We start from the raw sequence: 14,915 nt of genomic DNA, 5'->3' as shown, positions 1-14,915 counted from the left end.
GCCTGGCTTGGAACGCGGTCAGGTGAATCGTGTCGTCATCGGCTCGGCTGTCTGTTGTGAAAGCTTGCGCGCATGGCGTGAACGTGGCGCCGATCACGACGATGAGGAGAGCGACGGCGGAGAGGCGCCCGCGTGCCGTCAAGGGCCGACCTTCTCATGAGAAACGCCCCGAACGGTCCACGCACCATCTCGATAGAGAACGATGCCTTGGACCTTATAGGTGCTTTCCTCCGGGTAGTCCTTCGTCAGCGTCCCGAACTGATTTTCTTCGTGAGACGGCGCCTCATGCATGATCAGGTCAACCGTGTACCAATGGCCCGCGTCCAGTTCTGTCACCGCTGGCTCGGCGATGGACACGCCTCCACCGACAGAGTGGATCTGGTTGTTGACCATTCCTGCTACACCGTCGATCTCGCTCGCACAGAACAAGCACTCCGGATCGCTGAGCGCCTTGATGTCTGACAGGTCGCCCGTGTTCTGTGCGTAGGGACCGAGTTGCAGGAAGTACGCAAGTACTGCGGCTGCGAGCTCGGGCGACGGCGCTCCTTCCATGCCCGAGGGTGGAGCTGGCTTCACTCCGTCTGGGAGAGCGGCAGTCACACCTGGCGCCGGGGCCGGGGTGCTGATCGTGGGCGTAGGGGTGGGCGTCGCGCTCTCCGTCAGCCACGGCGCCGCGGTCGAAGGCGCCGGCCGCAACCCTGGCCCCTCGCCGGTGCACCCGCCGAGAGCCGCGCACGCCACCCCGGACAGAAGGATCGCGACGACGCGTCGGACGGCTGCACGGCGGTGAGGCATGGCCGCGAACCTACTGGAACCGCGCATCCCGGAACGAGGCCCGACCCAGCCTGTGGATGACCAGCGATGACCGAGGCCCGCAGTCCCGGGAGACAATGGAGGCCGACCGCCCCCGCCGCACGCCGCACCGCGGCCGCGCCGGACCGCCCGACGCGAACAGGACCCGCATGCCGCCCACCCCTGACACGACCGTCACGGACCAGGACCTGGCGGTGCTGGCCGAACAGCTCGGGCGTCCTCCGCGCGGCGTGGTCGGCGTGGCGGCGAGGTGCGTGTGCGGCCGGCCGCTGGTGGTCCGCACAGCCCCGCGGCTGGACGACGGCACGCCGTTCCCGACGACGTACTACCTGACGTGCCCGCCTGCGGTCGCCGCGGTCAGCACGCTGGAGGCGTCGGGCGTCATGAAGGAGCTGACGGCGAGGATCCAGGACGACGAGGAGCTCGCGGCAGGCCATCGTCGGGCGCACGAGGCGTACCTCGCGGACCGGGAGGCTCTCGGGCACGTCGAGGAGATCGCGGGCATCTCGGCAGGGGGGATGCCGACGCGCGTGAAGTGCCTGCACGTCCTGGTGGGGCACGCACTCGCGGCCGGCCCGGGCGTGAACCCCGTGGGCGACGAGGCGCTGGCGCTGGTCCGGGACGAGTGGCGGCCGGACCGGTGCACGTGCTGACCGGTGCAAGGATGACGGGCGTGACGCGCGTGGCAGCCATCGACTGCGGGACCAACTCCATCCGTCTGCTCGTGGCGGACGTGGACCGGGAGGCGGGCACGCTCGTCGACCTGGACCGCCGCTCGGAGGTGGTGCGGCTCGGGCAGGGTGTCGACCGGACGGGCCGGATCGCCCCCGAGGCGATGGCGCGCACGCTCGACGCCGCGCAGCGGTACGGGCGGATCTGCGACGACCTCGGTGTCGAGGCGGTGCGCTTCGTCGCCACGTCGGCGTCGCGCGACGCCGAGAACCGGGCGGAGTTCGTCACCGGCGTGCTGGACGCGCTCGGGGTGGAGCCGGAGGTGCTGGAGGGCACCGAGGAGGCCGCGCTCTCGTTCCGCGGGGCCACGGGCGTGCTCGCCGCGCGCCACCCGGGGCCGTACCTGGTCGTGGACCTGGGCGGTGGCTCGACGGAGCTGGTCCTCGGCACGGCGGCGCCGGACGCGGCGTTCTCGATGGACGTCGGGAGCGTCCGGATCACGGAGCGCCACCTGCTCGGCGACCCGCCGACCGCCGACGAGATCGCGGCCGCCAAGGCAGACGTGCGCGCGGCGCTCGACGTGGCCTCGGCGGTGGTGCCGCTCGGCAAGGCCGTGACGCTGGTGGGGCTCGCGGGTTCGATCACGACCGTGACCGCGCACGGACTCGGCCTCGACAGCTACCAGCCCGCCGTCATCGACGGCGCCGTGCTCCCGGTGGAGACGGTGCTGGCGGCGTGCGACGACCTCCTGAGCCGGTCCCACGCGGAACGCGCCGCCCTCGGCTTCATGCACCCGGGCCGGGTCGACGTGATCGGGGCCGGCGCCTTGCTGTGGCACGAGGTGGTGAGCAGGGTGCGCGACGAGGTGGCCGCTGCCGGAGGCAGCCTGACGGACGTGGTGACGTCCGAGCACGACATCCTCGACGGCGTCGCCTGGAGCGCGGCCGAGGCCTGATCCGTCGCCACCGACCGGCAGGCTCGGCCGGGACGCCCGCTCCCGCTGACAGGGTCCCAACGGCGGGCTCGCTCCCGCTGAGAGGGTCCCAACGGCGGGCTCACTCCCGCCGACCGTGTCCCGGCGGCGAGCCCGCTCCCGCCGACGGGGTCGCGCGACTCGGGCCGTCCGCGCCGGTGTGCCGCCCTGGACGGTAGTGCGCAGTGTGCACTACCGTCCGACGTGCGGGGACCTGAGGGGGTCCCCGCACCAGACATCGCGGCGCCTTCCAGGGCGGCCGGTGCGCGCGAGACGAGGGAGGTCGCATGGACACCACCCAGCTGCTCAAGGGGGTGCTCGACCTGGCCGTCCTGGCGGTGGTCGCGGACGAGGACGGGTACGGCTACGACGTCGTCCGACGGCTGCGGAACGCGGGCATCGACGAGGTCGGCGACGCGTCCGTGTACGGCACGCTGCGCAGGCTGTACTCGTCGGGCGCGCTGACGTCCTACGTGGTGCCGAGCGACGAGGGTCCGCACCGCAAGTACTACGGCATCAACGCCCAGGGCCGGGCGATGCTCGAGGCGCAGCGCAAGGACTGGCAGGAGTTCGCGGGCACCATGGCCCGGCTGCTCGGGACGGAGACCGTGCGATGAGCATGCCCGCAGACCCCACCGGCCTGGACGTCGCCGGCTACGCCACGGCCGTGCGCCGCAGCCTCGTCGGGCTGGAGCAGGAGCAGGTCGACGACCTCACCGACGACCTCGAGGCCGACCTCGCCGACGCCCTCGCCGACGAGCGCCGCACGGCGCACGGCCAGGGGCTCGTCGAGCAGTTCGGGACGCCCGAGGCCTACGCCGCCGAGCTGCGGGCGGCCTCTGGCCTGGCACCCGCGGACGGCAGGCGGTCACGCTGGGACCAGCTCTTCCCCGACCCGGTGGAGCAGGCGCAGCGGCTGGGCCGCGGGATGCTCGTGGCGCTGCGCTCGCAGGCGTGGTGGCCTCCGGCGGAGTCCTTCCTGGTGTCGCTCCGACCGGTGTGGTGGGTGTTGCGAGGGTGGCTGGTGCTCCAGCTCTGCAGCGCGGTGGTGCTCGGCAGGCACCGGATGGCGTGGATGCCGCGGGAGCTCGTCGAGTGGCTCGTGCTGGTTGGGCTGGTCGTGCTCAGCGTGCAGTGGGGCCGGGGCGCATGGTTCCAGTCGCGCGGCACCCGGTGGCTCCCGGTGCTCGCCAACACGGTGGTCGTCGTCGCGGCGCTGCCCGTCCTGGTGACGATGCACGCCCAGTACGACCGGGTCGAGGCCGTGTACAGCGCCTGGGCGTCGGGGGCGTTGAACGGTGACGGGCAGACCGTCTACCAGGACCGGCCTGTCGACGGCGTGGTGGTCGACGGCATCCAGGTGAGCAACCTGTTCGTGTACGACGCGCAGGGCAACCCGCTGCAGGACGTGCAGGTCTACGACGACCGTGGCCGCCCGGTCCGCACCACCTTCGACGACGGACGCGGCCAGTTCTGGTTCCCGGAGGCCGATGAGCCCTGGTCGTTCGTCCCGGCCGCGGACGCCGACGGGCGTTCCCGCTGGAACGTGTACCCCTTGCGCGGGGCACCGTCCGCGCAGTTCGTGTACAACGACGACGGCGCGCCCGTGCTCCGGGTCGGGTTGACGGCGGGCACGCCACCGTGGCCGTTCGCGAAGGCGCCCGCGCTCGCCGGTCCGGGGGATCTGCCGGCGGCGGCGGACGGGACCGTGAGCGCGTCGGGCCACCCGTCGACGAGCCCGACGCCGACCACGCCGGGTGACGTGAGCCCCGGCCCCACCACGACGCCGACCCCGGAGCGGACCGCGCCGGCCGACGGCTGACCGCGACACCCGGGGCGGGCCTCGACAAGGAGCAACGACATGCCCGACCGTGCACGACCCACAACCCGCCCCTGGGACCTGCCCGTGGACCGCCGGACCGCCCTCCGGCTCGGCGGGGGACTCGTCGCCCTCGGAGCCCTCGCGGCCTGCACGCCGGACGACGCCGGCCCCGACTCGCCGACGCCGACGCGCAGTGCCTGGGCTCCGCCCTCGGACCCGATGACGTTCCCCGCCGCGTTCCTCTTCGGCGCGGCCACCTCGGCGTTCCAGGTGGAGGGCTCGACGACGGCGGACGGCCGCGGCCCGTCGATCTGGGACACCTTCGCGGCGGTCCCGGGCAACGTCGCCGGCGGTGCGACAGGTGACCCGGCGGCGGACCACTACCGGCGGTGGGAGCAGGACCTCGACCTCATGGTCGACCTCGGCCTGCAGACCTACCGGTTCTCGGTGGCGTGGCCGCGGATCCAGCCGGCCGGTTCGGGACCGGTCAACCAGCCGGGCGTCGACTTCTACCGCCGCCTCGTGGACGGGCTCGTCGCGCGCGGCATCGCGCCCGCTGTCACGCTCTACCACTGGGACCTTCCCCAGCCTCTGCAGGACGCGGGCGGCTGGGCCGTGCGGGACACGGCGGACCGCTTCGCCGACTACGCCGGGATCATGTTCGGGGCGCTCGGCGACGTCGACGCGACCTGGCTCACCATCAACGAGCCGAAGACGACGGCCGCCGTCGGCTACGGCACGCCGTACCACGCGCCGGGCGCCGCGGACGTCGAGCAGTACGTCGCCGCCGTGCACCACCAGCTGCTCGCGCACGGGCTCGCCGTGCGGCGGTTCCGCGAGAGCGGGGCGAAGGGCGGCATCGGGATCGCGCTCAACCTGCTGCCCGTCTACCCGTCGGGCGACGGCGCGCAGGAGGCGACCACGAGGGCGGACGCGGTCGAGAACCGGTTGTACCTCGACCCGGTGCTGCTCGGCGCGTACCCCGACGACGCGATCGGTGAGGAGGCCGGCCAGGTCCCCGCCGACCCGGCGGCGTTCCGGGCGCTGGTCCACCCGGGCGACCTCGACGCGATCAGCGAGCCGCTCGACGTGCTCGCCGTCCAGTACTACGGCGTCGCCGGCATCGACCGGACGGGCAACGTCGTGACGATCGCGCCGCAGTCCGACGCCCCGTGGCAGCAGATCCGCCCGGAGGGCCTGTACGACGTGCTGACCCGGGTCAGCCGCGACTACCCCGACGCGCCGCCGCTGCTGGTCACCGAGAACGGCATCCCCGACCGCACGGCACAGGGGACCACGCAGGACGAGGAGCGCACCGAGTTCCTGCGCGCCCACTTCCAGCAGGCTGCCCGGGCCCTGCAGGACGGCGTCGACCTGCAGAGGTACTACGTGTGGTCGCTGCTGGACAACTTCGAGTGGGCGGAAGGGCTGACCCAGCGCTGGGGCCTGGTCCACGTCGACTTCGAGACCCAGGAGCGCACCCCCAAGGCCAGCGCGCTCTGGTACCGCGACGTGATCGCCGCAGGAGCGGTGCCGCCGGCGGGGTGAAGGCGGGTGTCACGGCAGCGTCCGGCGACGCACAGGAGGCGCTCAGGTGGTGTGCCGAGCGTCACCGTCCAGCGGTGAGGCGGGGTATGTCGGGCGGCGATACCGTGAATCCATGCCCCAGACTGTCCCCGCCCCGGCCGACGCGTCCCCCTCCGGCGCCTCCGCCGTCGCCCCACGGCCCAAGCCCCGCAAGGTGCCGCGCGTCGTCGTGCTCGGCGGCGGCACGGTCGGCCTGTACACCGCCCGCCGGCTGCGCAAGCGGCTCGGCAAGCGCGAGGCGGCCATCGTGGTCGTCGACCCCCGGCCGTACATGACGTACGCGCCGTTCCTCCCGGAGACGGCCGCAGGCTCCATCGACGCCCGCAACGTCGTCGCGCTGCACCGTCGCGCGCTCAAGGGCATCGACGTGCTGCAGGGCAAGGTGACGCAGATCCACCACGCCGAGCGGACCGTCGAGATCACGCCCGAGGAGGGCGACGCGTACTGGATCACCTACGACCACCTGGTCGTCGGCCTCGGGTCGGTCGCCCGCACGCTGCCGATCCCGGGTCTCGCGGAGCAGGGCATCGGCTTCAAGAACGTCGAAGAGGCCATCGCGCTGCGCAACCACGTGCTCAACCGGATCGACGTCGCGTCGAGCACGTGGGACCCCGAGCTGCGCCGCAAGATGCTGACGTTCGTGTTCGTCGGTGGCGGCTTCGCCGGGATCGAGGCGCTCGCCGAGGTCGAGGACATGGCCCGCGTCACCGTGAAGTACTACAAGGCCATCGAGCAGGGTGAGCTCCGGTTCGTCCTGGTCGAGGGCTCGCCGCGCATCCTCCCGGAGGTCAGCGAGGAGCTCGGCGGCTACACGCTGGAGCAGCTGCGCAAGCGGAACATCGAGATCTTCCTGTCCACGTTCCTCAGCTCGTGCGTCGACGGCCACGTGGTCCTGTCGGACAAGACGGAGTTCGACGCCGAGACGATCGTGTGGACCGCCGGCGTGAAGGCCAACCCCGTGCTGCGGAACTCGGACCTGCCGCTCGACAAGATGGGCCGCGTCACCACGAACGCGAAGCTGCAGGTCGTCGACGCCGACGGTGCCGTGGTCCCGGACGCCTACGCGGCCGGCGACTGCGCCGCGGTGCCGGACCTCTACAACCCCGGCGGGTTCTGCCCCCCGAACGCCCAGCACGCGCTCCGTGAGGGCAACCACCTCGGTGACAACCTCGCCCGGGTGCTGCGCTCCGCCGAGCCGACCGAGTACAAGCACAAGAACATCGGTGCCGTCGCGTCGCTCGGCATGTACAAGGGCGTCGCGCAGATGTTCGGCCGGATCAAGGTCCGCGGGTTCCTCGCGTGGGTGCTGCACCGCTCGTACCACGTGGCGGCGATGCCGACGTGGAACCGCAAGATCCGCATCGCGGCCGGCTGGACGGGGTCCCTCCTGCTGCGTCGTGAGGTCGTGGCGCTGGGCGCGCTGCACGACCCGCGTGCGGAGTTCCGTGCCGCGTCGGTGCCGGCGAAGCCGCGCGCCGTGGAGCCCGGTGAGAAGGACCCGTCGCTACCGGCGATCAAGGCCGAGCCGGGTTCGCCCGCCGCCAAGGGCCGTGAGGCCAAGAACGCCAGCTGAGGTCGTGCCCAGGCTCGAGCCCTCGCCCGACCGGGCGGGGGCTCGAGCCGTGCCGGGTCGACGGCTCGAGCCGTGCCGGTAGGCAGGCCGCGCGGGCTGGCAGGATGAGGCCGCCGGTGGAGCCCCCGTAGCCCAATCGGCAGAGGCAGCCGGCTTAAACCCGGCCCAGTCCGGGTTCGAGTCCCGGCGGGGGCACCATGTGGGTCAGGCGAGCCCGGCCGCGAGCTCCGACTCCTCGATGCCGGCGAGCCAGGTGCGCTTGGCGGCCCGCCAGCCCTCGTCGTCGGCGCCCAGGCGCCAGTAGCCGGACGCCGACAGGTCGTCGCGGGACACGCCCCGGTCGACCCGCAGGTGCCTGCGCAGGTCGCGCACGGCGCCGGCCTCGCCGTGGACGAACGCGCTGACCGGTCCGGGCAGGGCGGGCAGGGCGGTCACGTGCTCGACGAGAGCCGTGCCCGGGATGCCGTCGCCGAGGTGCACCCAGTGGACCTGCACGTCGGACGGTGTGTCGAGCGGGAGCTCGTCCTCGGGTCCGTGCACCTCGACGACGACATGGCCGACGGCGTCGGCCGCCAGGCGTTCGACTGCGACCGCGATCGCCGGCAGAGCGCTGAGGTCGCCGGCGAACAGGTGCGAGGCCGCCGACGGGTCGGGGGACCAGGCACCGCCGGGCCCGACCAGGAGCACCTCGTCGCCGGGACGGGCGCGGTCGGCCCACGGCCCGGCGACACCGGTGTCGCCGTGCACGACCATGTCGAGCGTGAGCTCGCCACCTGCGAACGCGCGGACGGTGTACGACCGCCGGCGCGGCTGCTGCTGCGGCGGGAGCGCCGCGCACAGGGCGTCGAGGTCGAGGCGGCCGTCGTCGCGCAGCGGCCGGTGCGTGCCCGCCGCCGGGGGCAGGAACACGAGCTTCACGTACGAGTCCGCGTGCGTGGACGGCACGAAGCCCGCGAGCCCGGCACCGCCGACCACGACGCGCACGAGCGACGGCGAGAGGCGTTCGACGCGCAGGACCTCCCCGACGAGCGGGGCAGGGCGCGGACGGGCGGGTGCGTCGGTCACCGGGTCACGGTAGCCGCGGCTCCGAGCCGGGCAGGACGGTGCTCACCGGCCGGTCGCGGTGGTGCTCCCCGTCAGCGGGCGTCCGATGCGGGTGTCCATGTCGGCGTTCAGACGGGTGAGCAGGTCGGCCAGGAGCTGACGGTCGTCGGGCGACCAGTCGGAGAGGAGGTCGTCGTACACCTCGGCGCGCGCCTGCCGGGTGGAGGCGAGGGCCTCGGCGCCCGCCCCGGTCATGGTCACGACGGCCCGGCGGCCGTCGTGGTCGTCGCGCTCCCGGGTCACGTGGCCCGCGGCCTCCATGGCGAGCACCTGGCGGGTGACCGTCGAGGCGTCGAGGCGCAGGTGGTCGGCGATCTCGTTGATGCCGCACGGTCCGTGTGCGGCGAGCTGGCGCAGCGCCAGGTAGGCGGAGCGCTCGAGCGTGCCGTCGAGGCGCGGGGTCCGTCGCCGGCTGCGGTCGGCCAGGCGGAGCAGGAGTGCGATCTGCAGCTCGACGTCCTGGACGGGGTCGTCCACGGGCTCACCTCCGGCTCGGCACACGCTCGTCGACACCATCCTGCCTGCCGTGCGCACCACCAGGTGGCGGATCGAGCCCCGGTCCTGCGTGGGTCGTCGTCGAGCACCCAGGAACGACGACGCCCGGCCGGACCATGGGGTCCGACCGGGCGTCGTCATGACGGGTCGAGCGCCGCTCTCAGGCGTCCCGACGCTTGAGCAGCACCGCCGCGAACGCCAGCACGATGACGACGTACGCCGCGAGGACACCGAGGCCCTGCCACGCCGTCAGCGTCACGATGTCCGGGTTGGCCGCGGCCATCGCCTGGATCTGCTCGTTCGTCTGGGTGATCTGCGAGCCCGCCACGTTCGGCAGGAACGGCGACGCCTCGTGCAGCGGCTTCCACGGGATGAGGTTGAACATGATCGGCAGGATGAGCAGCGCGCCGAGCACGGTCGCGATGGCCGCGGCGGAGTGCCGCATCAGGGCACCGAACGCGAACGAGAGCAGCCCGATCATCGCGATGTACACGCCGTAGCCGACCAGCGCCCGCACCGTCTGCGGGTCGGAGATGTCGACGGCCATGTCCTTGTTGCCGAAGATGGCCGCCTGCAGGAGCGCCGCGATCCCGATCGAGATCGTCGAGACGACGAACACGACGAAGGTCAGCACGATGCCCTTGGCCCACAGCACCGGCAGGCGGCGCGGCTCCGCCGTCAGACTGGAGCGGATCATCCCGGTCGAGTACTCGCCGGTGATCGACAGTGCGCCGAGCACCGCGACGGCGAGCGGGCCCAGGTAGACGTTGAGGCTGAAGGCGTCCAGCGGGTTCGTCGGGGCCCCGGAGCCCTCCGGCGCGTTGACGACGGCCAAAGTCAGCAGCAGCGTGAAGCCGATGAGCGCCACGGCCGTGATCGACAGCGTCCAGATCGTCGAGCGGACCGACCAGAACTTGATCCACTCCGACTTGAGCAGGTGGGCGAACGACAGCTTGTACGTCGTCGTCGGGCGCGTCACCTCGGCCCGCGCGGGGGCGACGGTGGTGGTGCTCATCGGGCGATCTCCTCGTGGGTCGGGGCGGCGCCGGCGCCGGGGGCGTCCGGGACCGCGGCCGAGTGGTACTCGACGGCGTCCTGCGTGAGGCTCATGTAGGCCTCCTCGAGCGACCCGCGCACCGGCGTGAGCTCGTGCAGCACGATCCGTCCGGCGGCGGCGATCTCGCCGACGGCCTCGGCCGTGGCGCCGTGGACCTGCAGCAGGCCCGGCTCCTCGGAGGTCACCGTGACGTCGGGCCCGGCCAGGAGCCCGGCGAGCTGGGCGGCCTGCGGCGAACGGACCGTCACCGTGGCGCGGGTGGCCTGGTTGACGACCTGGTCCACCGGGCCGTCCGTGATGATCCGGCCGCGGCCGATGACCACCAGGTGGTCGGCGGTGAGGGCCATCTCGCTCATCAGGTGGGACGAGAGGAAGACCGTGCGGCCCTCCGACGCCAGGTACTTCACGAGGTTGCGGACCCACAGCACACCCTCGGGGTCGAGGCCGTTGACCGGCTCGTCGAGGATGAGCGTGCGCGGGTCGCCGAGCAGCGCCACGGCGATGCCCAGCCGCTGGCCCATGCCGAGCGAGAAGCCGCCGACGCGCCGCTTGGACACGTCATGCAGGCCGGTCATGTCGATGACCTCGTTGACGCGCTTGTCGCCGATGCCGTGCGTCGCGGCGAGCGCGCGCAGGTGGTTCTTGGCGCTGCGGCCCGTGTGGACCGCCTTGGCCTCCAGCAGCGCCCCGACCTCGGTCAGGGGCGAGCGGTGCTGGTCGTAGGGGCGACCGTTGACGGTCACCGAGCCGGCCGTCGGGCGGTCGAGCCCGACGATCATGCGCATGGTCGTCGACTTGCCGGCGCCGTTCGGGCCGAGGAAGCCCGTCACCTTGCCGGGCTGCACCGTGAACGAGATGCCGTCCACGGCGGTCTTGGTGCCGTACCTCTTGGTCAGGCCTTGGGCCTCGATCATCATCGGTCCTCAATCGGGGAAACTGTGACCGTTCGACAGTAGGGGCTGGCCCCGGCCGTTGTATCCGTCATTGGGTGGATATCCGGGACGGTTCAGGGTGGACCCTGAGTCGTCCTCAGGAACGATCCGGGGTGCGCCCGCGTTCGGTACGGTGAACGCGCACTCTGCGTGCCGACGAGCCGTCCAGGAGGACGACGTGACCAATCCCGTCTTCGACAACAGTCCCGTGTTCCAGGACCCCGCCGAGCGGCGGGCCCGCACCACCGCGCAGCCGGGCGGTGCGACCGCGACGTCCGGTCAGGGCAACGCGCGCACGGTCGACGCGCGGCAGCTCGACGAGATGTACGCCATGCCCGCCGCGGGTCCCCGCGAGACGGGCCGGATGACGTACGACGACGTGATCATCCGCACGGGCGGACTGCTCGCCCTGCTCGTGGTCGTCGCCGCGGCGACCTGGGTGGTCGCCCCTGGGCTGTGGATCGTCGGTGCGATGGCCGGCCTGGTGCTCGGCCTGGTCAACGCCTTCAAGCGCAAGCCGAGCCCGCCGCTCATCATGCTGTACGCCGTCGCGCAGGGCATGTTCCTCGGTGGTCTCAGCAGGTACTACGAAGAGGCGTTCAAGGGCATCGTCGGGCAGGCCGTGCTCGGCACCCTCGCGGTGTTCGCCACGTCGCTGTTCCTCTTCCGGTCCGGCAAGGTCCGCGTCACCCCGAAGTTCCAGCGCATGGTGCTGCTCGGCCTCGTCGGCTACCTCGTCTTCTCGCTGCTCAACCTCGTCCTGATGCTCTTCGGGGTCGGCGGCGGCGTGTACGGACCACTGCGGAGCGGCTGGATGGGCGTCGCCGTCGGACTGGTGGCCGTGGCTCTCGCGGCCGCGAGCCTGGTCATCGACTTCGACTCGATCAAGCGCGGCGTGGAGCAGGGTGTGCCGTCGCAGTACGCCTGGTACGCGGCGTTCGGCCTCGTCGTGACGCTCGTCTGGCTGTACCTCGAGCTGCTGCGCCTGCTCGCGATCTTCCGACAGTGACCGTCCGGGCCGCCACGACGGTGGCCGTCCGGTGACCGCCCGCCTGTGAGTGCGCGCCTCGGCGCGTCATCCGTGACGCGCCGAGGCAGACTCGGGACGTGAGGTACGCAGAGCACATCTCCGAGCTCGTGGGCGGCACCCCGCTCGTCCGGCTCTCGTCCGTGACCGACGGCCTGACGGCGACGATCCTCGCCAAGGTGGAGTACCTGAACCCCGGCGGGTCCGTGAAGGACCGCATCGCGGCGAAGATGATCGAGGCCGCGGAGGCGAGCGGCGCCCTGCGGCCCGGTGGCACGATCGTCGAGCCGACCAGCGGGAACACCGGTGTCGGCCTCGCGCTCGTCGCGCAGCGCAAGGGGTACCGCTGCGTGTTCGTCTGCCCGGACAAGGTCAGCCAGGACAAGCGGGACGTGCTGCGGGCGTACGGCGCCGAGGTGGTCGTCACACCGACGGCGGTTCCCCCGGACCACCCCGACTCGTACTACTCGGTCTCCGACCGGCTGGTGCTGGAGATCGACGGCGCCTGGAAGCCCAACCAGTACGCCAACCCGAACGGCCCGGCGAGCCACTACGAGAGCACCGGGCCAGAGATCTGGGCGGACACCGAGGGGCGGGTCACCCACCTCGTCACGGGCGTCGGCACCGGGGGAACGATCACCGGGACCGGCCGGTTCCTGCACGAGGTGTCGGCGGGACGGCCCGCGGCCGACGGCGGCCGGGTGGTCGTGGTCGGCGCCGACCCGGCGGGGTCCGTCTACTCGGGCGGGGACGGACGGCCGTACCTCGTCGAGGGCGTCGGCGAGGACTTCTGGCCCCCCGCGTACGACCCGACCGTGCCCGACGAGATCATCGCGGTCTCGGACGCCGACTCGTTCGCGATGACCCGCCGGCTGGCCCGCGAGGAGGGCCTGCTCGTCGGGGGGTCCTGCGGCATGGCCGTCGAGGCGACGCTGCGCTACGCGCGGGCGCTGCAGGAACGGGAGCCCGAGGCGGCCGCCCGGGCCGTGATCGTCGTGATCCTTCCGGACGGCGGGCGCGGCTACCTGTCGAAGATCTTCAACGACTCGTGGATGCGGTCGTACGGCTTCCTGGCCGCCCACGAGGGTGCCACCGTGGCGGACGTGCTCAGGACGAAGACCGGCGCGCTGCCGGACCTGGTGCACACCCACCCCAACGAGACCGTGCGCGACGCCATCGAGATCCTGCACGAGTACGGCGTCTCGCAGATGCCCGTGGTCGGTGCGGAGCCGCCCGTGAAGATCGGCGAGGTCGCCGGGGCCGTCTCCGAGCGGGCGCTGCTCGACGCGGTGTTCGCCGGCGCTGCGGCGCTCTCCGACCGGGTGGACCGGCACATGTCCCCGCCGCTGCCCCTCATCGGCGTGGGCGAGGGCGTCCAGAGCGCCCGGGCCGCACTGCAGGAGGCCGACGCGCTCATGGTCGTCGACGACGGCGCGCCCGTCGGCGTGCTCACCCGGCACGACCTGCTCGGCTTCCTTGCCCGCTGACCTCCCGGGTACCCTCCGCTGAGCGCACGGCCGCCGCCGGTGCACCGTCCCGCCGCGCCGACGACCACCGCCGGCGTGCACCGCCGTCCGAGGGAGCACGATGGCCCTGTTCGACCTCCCCCTGCCCGAGCTCGAGCGCTACCTGCCCGAGCTCGACGAGCCGGCAGACTTCGACGTGTTCTGGTCCTCGACCCTCGTCGAGGCCCGTGCGCACGACCTCGCGCTCACCGCGGTCCGGACCGACACGGGTCTGCGGCTCGTCGACACCGACGACGTGACGTTCGCCGGCTTCGGCGGGCACCCGATCAAGGCCTGGGTCACCCGGCCCGCAGGCAGTGCGGAGTCGGGACAGCGGCTGCCGGCGGTCGTCGAGCTCCTCGGGTACGGCGGCGGTCGCGGGCTCGCGCACGAGCGGCTCGCATGGGCGGCTGCGGGCTACGTGCACCTTGTCATGGACACGCGCGGGCAGGGGTCGGCGTGGGGGAGCGGTGGCCACACCGCCGACCCCGTGGGCACCGGCCCGGCGTTCCCCGGCGTGATGACCCGCGGAATCGAGGATCCGGCAGACCACTACTACCGCCGGCTGATCACCGACGCGGTGCGCGCGGTCGACGCGGTCCGGGCACTGCCGGGCGTCGACGCCGACCGGGTCACCGTGACGGGGATCAGCCAGGGCGGCGGTCTCGCGCTGGCGGTCGGCGCCCTGGCCGACGGGCTCGTCGCCGTGATGCCGGACGTGCCGTTCATGTGCCACTACCGCCGTGCGGTGGACATCAGCGACGCCAAGCCGCACGGCGAGCTCGTGGACTACCTCGCGGTGCACCGGGACCGCGAGGAGATGGTGTTCCGGACCATGTCGTACCTCGACGGGGTGCACTTCGCCCGACGCGCGAGCGCCCCTGCGCTGTTCTCCGTCGCCCTGCGGGACGTCACCTGCCCGCCGTCGACCGTGTACGCGGCGTACAACCACTACGCGGGCCTGGCCCCGGAGCGGCCCCCGACGGAGATCCAGGTGTACCCCTACAACAACCACGAGGGCGGACAGGCCTACCAGGTCGACCGGCAGATCCGGTGGCTCGGCGCGAGGCTCGACAGCCGGGCCGAGGCGACCGCGGCGGGCGCGGCGGGAACTGCCGACTGAGAGTGGGGGGGACGGCGCCAGGGCGGTGATGTCCGCCGCACCCCGCCGAGCTGGCGCGGGCGGCCGGTACCGTCGGACGCCGGCGGCCCGCATCGGACTGGTGACGCCCTCGCGCCGCCGGCCGGGCGGTCCGAGGATCCCACCCCGACGCGTGGAGGCCGGCACCCGCGTGGGGTGCCGGCCTCGCCGGTGGTCGTGCTCCCGGTGGTCATGCTCGCGGTGGCTGTGCTCA

Annotated in this window: 14 protein-coding genes and 1 tRNA gene; 10 read left to right on the top strand and 5 right to left on the bottom strand. The window is 72.8% G+C overall.

Translation table 11 applies throughout. The features are described 5' to 3' along the window. Nucleotides 1–138 precede the first annotated feature (138 nt). Nucleotides 139–795 carry a DUF6318 family protein gene (locus tag ACVW07_RS07110; RefSeq protein ID WP_456818551.1) on the bottom strand — a complete coding sequence of 219 codons (657 nt, stop codon included), beginning with the start codon at nucleotides 793–795 and terminating at the stop codon, nucleotides 139–141. Nucleotides 796–962: 167 nt separating this feature from the next. Between ACVW07_RS07110 and ACVW07_RS07105 the strand changes: the two genes are divergently transcribed. The 7 genes from ACVW07_RS07105 (at nucleotide 963) to ACVW07_RS07075 (ending at nucleotide 7,638) form a co-directional block, all read left to right on the top strand. Beyond that, entirely contained in the window at nucleotides 963–1,466 is a 504-nt protein-coding gene (locus tag ACVW07_RS07105; protein WP_456818550.1) for a DUF501 domain-containing protein, read from the top strand. A 20-nt stretch (nucleotides 1,467–1,486) separates the two neighbouring features. Then, on the top strand, nucleotides 1,487–2,440 hold the full coding sequence (locus ACVW07_RS07100) for a Ppx/GppA phosphatase family protein (RefSeq protein WP_456818549.1): 954 nt from the start codon (nucleotides 1,487–1,489) through the stop codon (nucleotides 2,438–2,440). Nucleotides 2,441–2,745: 305 nt separating this feature from the next. Beyond that, a complete protein-coding gene (locus tag ACVW07_RS07095; protein ID WP_456818548.1) occupies nucleotides 2,746–3,075 on the top strand; it encodes a PadR family transcriptional regulator in 330 nt (109 codons plus the stop codon). Then, nucleotides 3,072–4,280, top strand: a complete 1,209-nt coding sequence (locus ACVW07_RS07090) for a hypothetical protein (RefSeq protein ID WP_456818547.1) — start codon at nucleotides 3,072–3,074, stop codon at nucleotides 4,278–4,280. The genes ACVW07_RS07095 and ACVW07_RS07090 overlap by 4 nt, the downstream gene beginning before the upstream one ends. A gap of 39 nt (nucleotides 4,281–4,319) precedes the next feature. Next, nucleotides 4,320–5,828: a GH1 family beta-glucosidase gene (locus ACVW07_RS07085; RefSeq protein WP_456818546.1), complete on the top strand. Its 1,509-nt coding sequence runs from the start codon at nucleotides 4,320–4,322 to the stop codon at nucleotides 5,826–5,828. 112 nt (nucleotides 5,829–5,940) lie between these two features. Further along, complete coding sequence (locus ACVW07_RS07080; RefSeq protein WP_456818545.1) at nucleotides 5,941–7,440, top strand: NAD(P)/FAD-dependent oxidoreductase; 1,500 nt, start codon at nucleotides 5,941–5,943, stop codon at nucleotides 7,438–7,440. Nucleotides 7,441–7,561: 121 nt separating this feature from the next. Further along, nucleotides 7,562–7,638 (top strand) — tRNA-Leu (locus tag ACVW07_RS07075). A gap of 6 nt (nucleotides 7,639–7,644) precedes the next feature. On the opposite strand, the gene ACVW07_RS07070 is transcribed toward ACVW07_RS07075, so the two are convergent. The 4 genes from ACVW07_RS07070 to ACVW07_RS07055 form a co-directional block, all read right to left on the bottom strand. Then, on the bottom strand, nucleotides 7,645–8,505 hold the full coding sequence (locus ACVW07_RS07070; RefSeq protein ID WP_456818544.1) for a siderophore-interacting protein: 861 nt from the start codon (nucleotides 8,503–8,505) through the stop codon (nucleotides 7,645–7,647). 42 nt (nucleotides 8,506–8,547) lie between these two features. Further along, the gene (locus ACVW07_RS07065; RefSeq protein WP_456818543.1) at nucleotides 8,548–9,021 is read right to left on the bottom strand and encodes a MarR family winged helix-turn-helix transcriptional regulator; all 474 of its coding nucleotides are present in this window, start codon (nucleotides 9,019–9,021) and stop codon (nucleotides 8,548–8,550) included. Between the two features lie 178 nt (nucleotides 9,022–9,199). Then, nucleotides 9,200–10,054, bottom strand: coding sequence for an ABC transporter permease (locus ACVW07_RS07060; RefSeq protein WP_456818542.1), 855 nt, complete (start codon nucleotides 10,052–10,054; stop codon nucleotides 9,200–9,202). After that, a complete protein-coding gene (locus ACVW07_RS07055) occupies nucleotides 10,051–11,010 on the bottom strand; it encodes an ABC transporter ATP-binding protein (RefSeq protein WP_456818541.1) in 960 nt (319 codons plus the stop codon). The genes ACVW07_RS07060 and ACVW07_RS07055 overlap by 4 nt, the downstream gene beginning before the upstream one ends. A 196-nt stretch (nucleotides 11,011–11,206) precedes the next feature. On the opposite strand from ACVW07_RS07055, the gene ACVW07_RS07050 reads away from it, so the two are divergent. The 3 genes from ACVW07_RS07050 (at nucleotide 11,207) to ACVW07_RS07040 (ending at nucleotide 14,683) form a co-directional block, all read left to right on the top strand. Continuing rightward, complete coding sequence (locus tag ACVW07_RS07050; RefSeq protein WP_456818540.1) at nucleotides 11,207–12,037, top strand: Bax inhibitor-1/YccA family protein; 831 nt, start codon at nucleotides 11,207–11,209, stop codon at nucleotides 12,035–12,037. Between the two features lie 98 nt (nucleotides 12,038–12,135). Next, nucleotides 12,136–13,542, top strand: a complete 1,407-nt coding sequence (locus ACVW07_RS07045; protein ID WP_456818539.1) for a cystathionine beta-synthase — start codon at nucleotides 12,136–12,138, stop codon at nucleotides 13,540–13,542. 100 nt (nucleotides 13,543–13,642) lie between these two features. Next, complete coding sequence (locus ACVW07_RS07040) at nucleotides 13,643–14,683, top strand: acetylxylan esterase (RefSeq protein WP_456818538.1); 1,041 nt, start codon at nucleotides 13,643–13,645, stop codon at nucleotides 14,681–14,683. Nucleotides 14,684–14,915: the final 232 nt, after the last annotated feature.

Source organism: Cellulomonas sp. URHB0016 (assembly GCF_054057935.1).
Note: the sequence above shows the minus strand (reverse complement) of the source record. Positions and strands in the feature narration are given on the sequence as shown.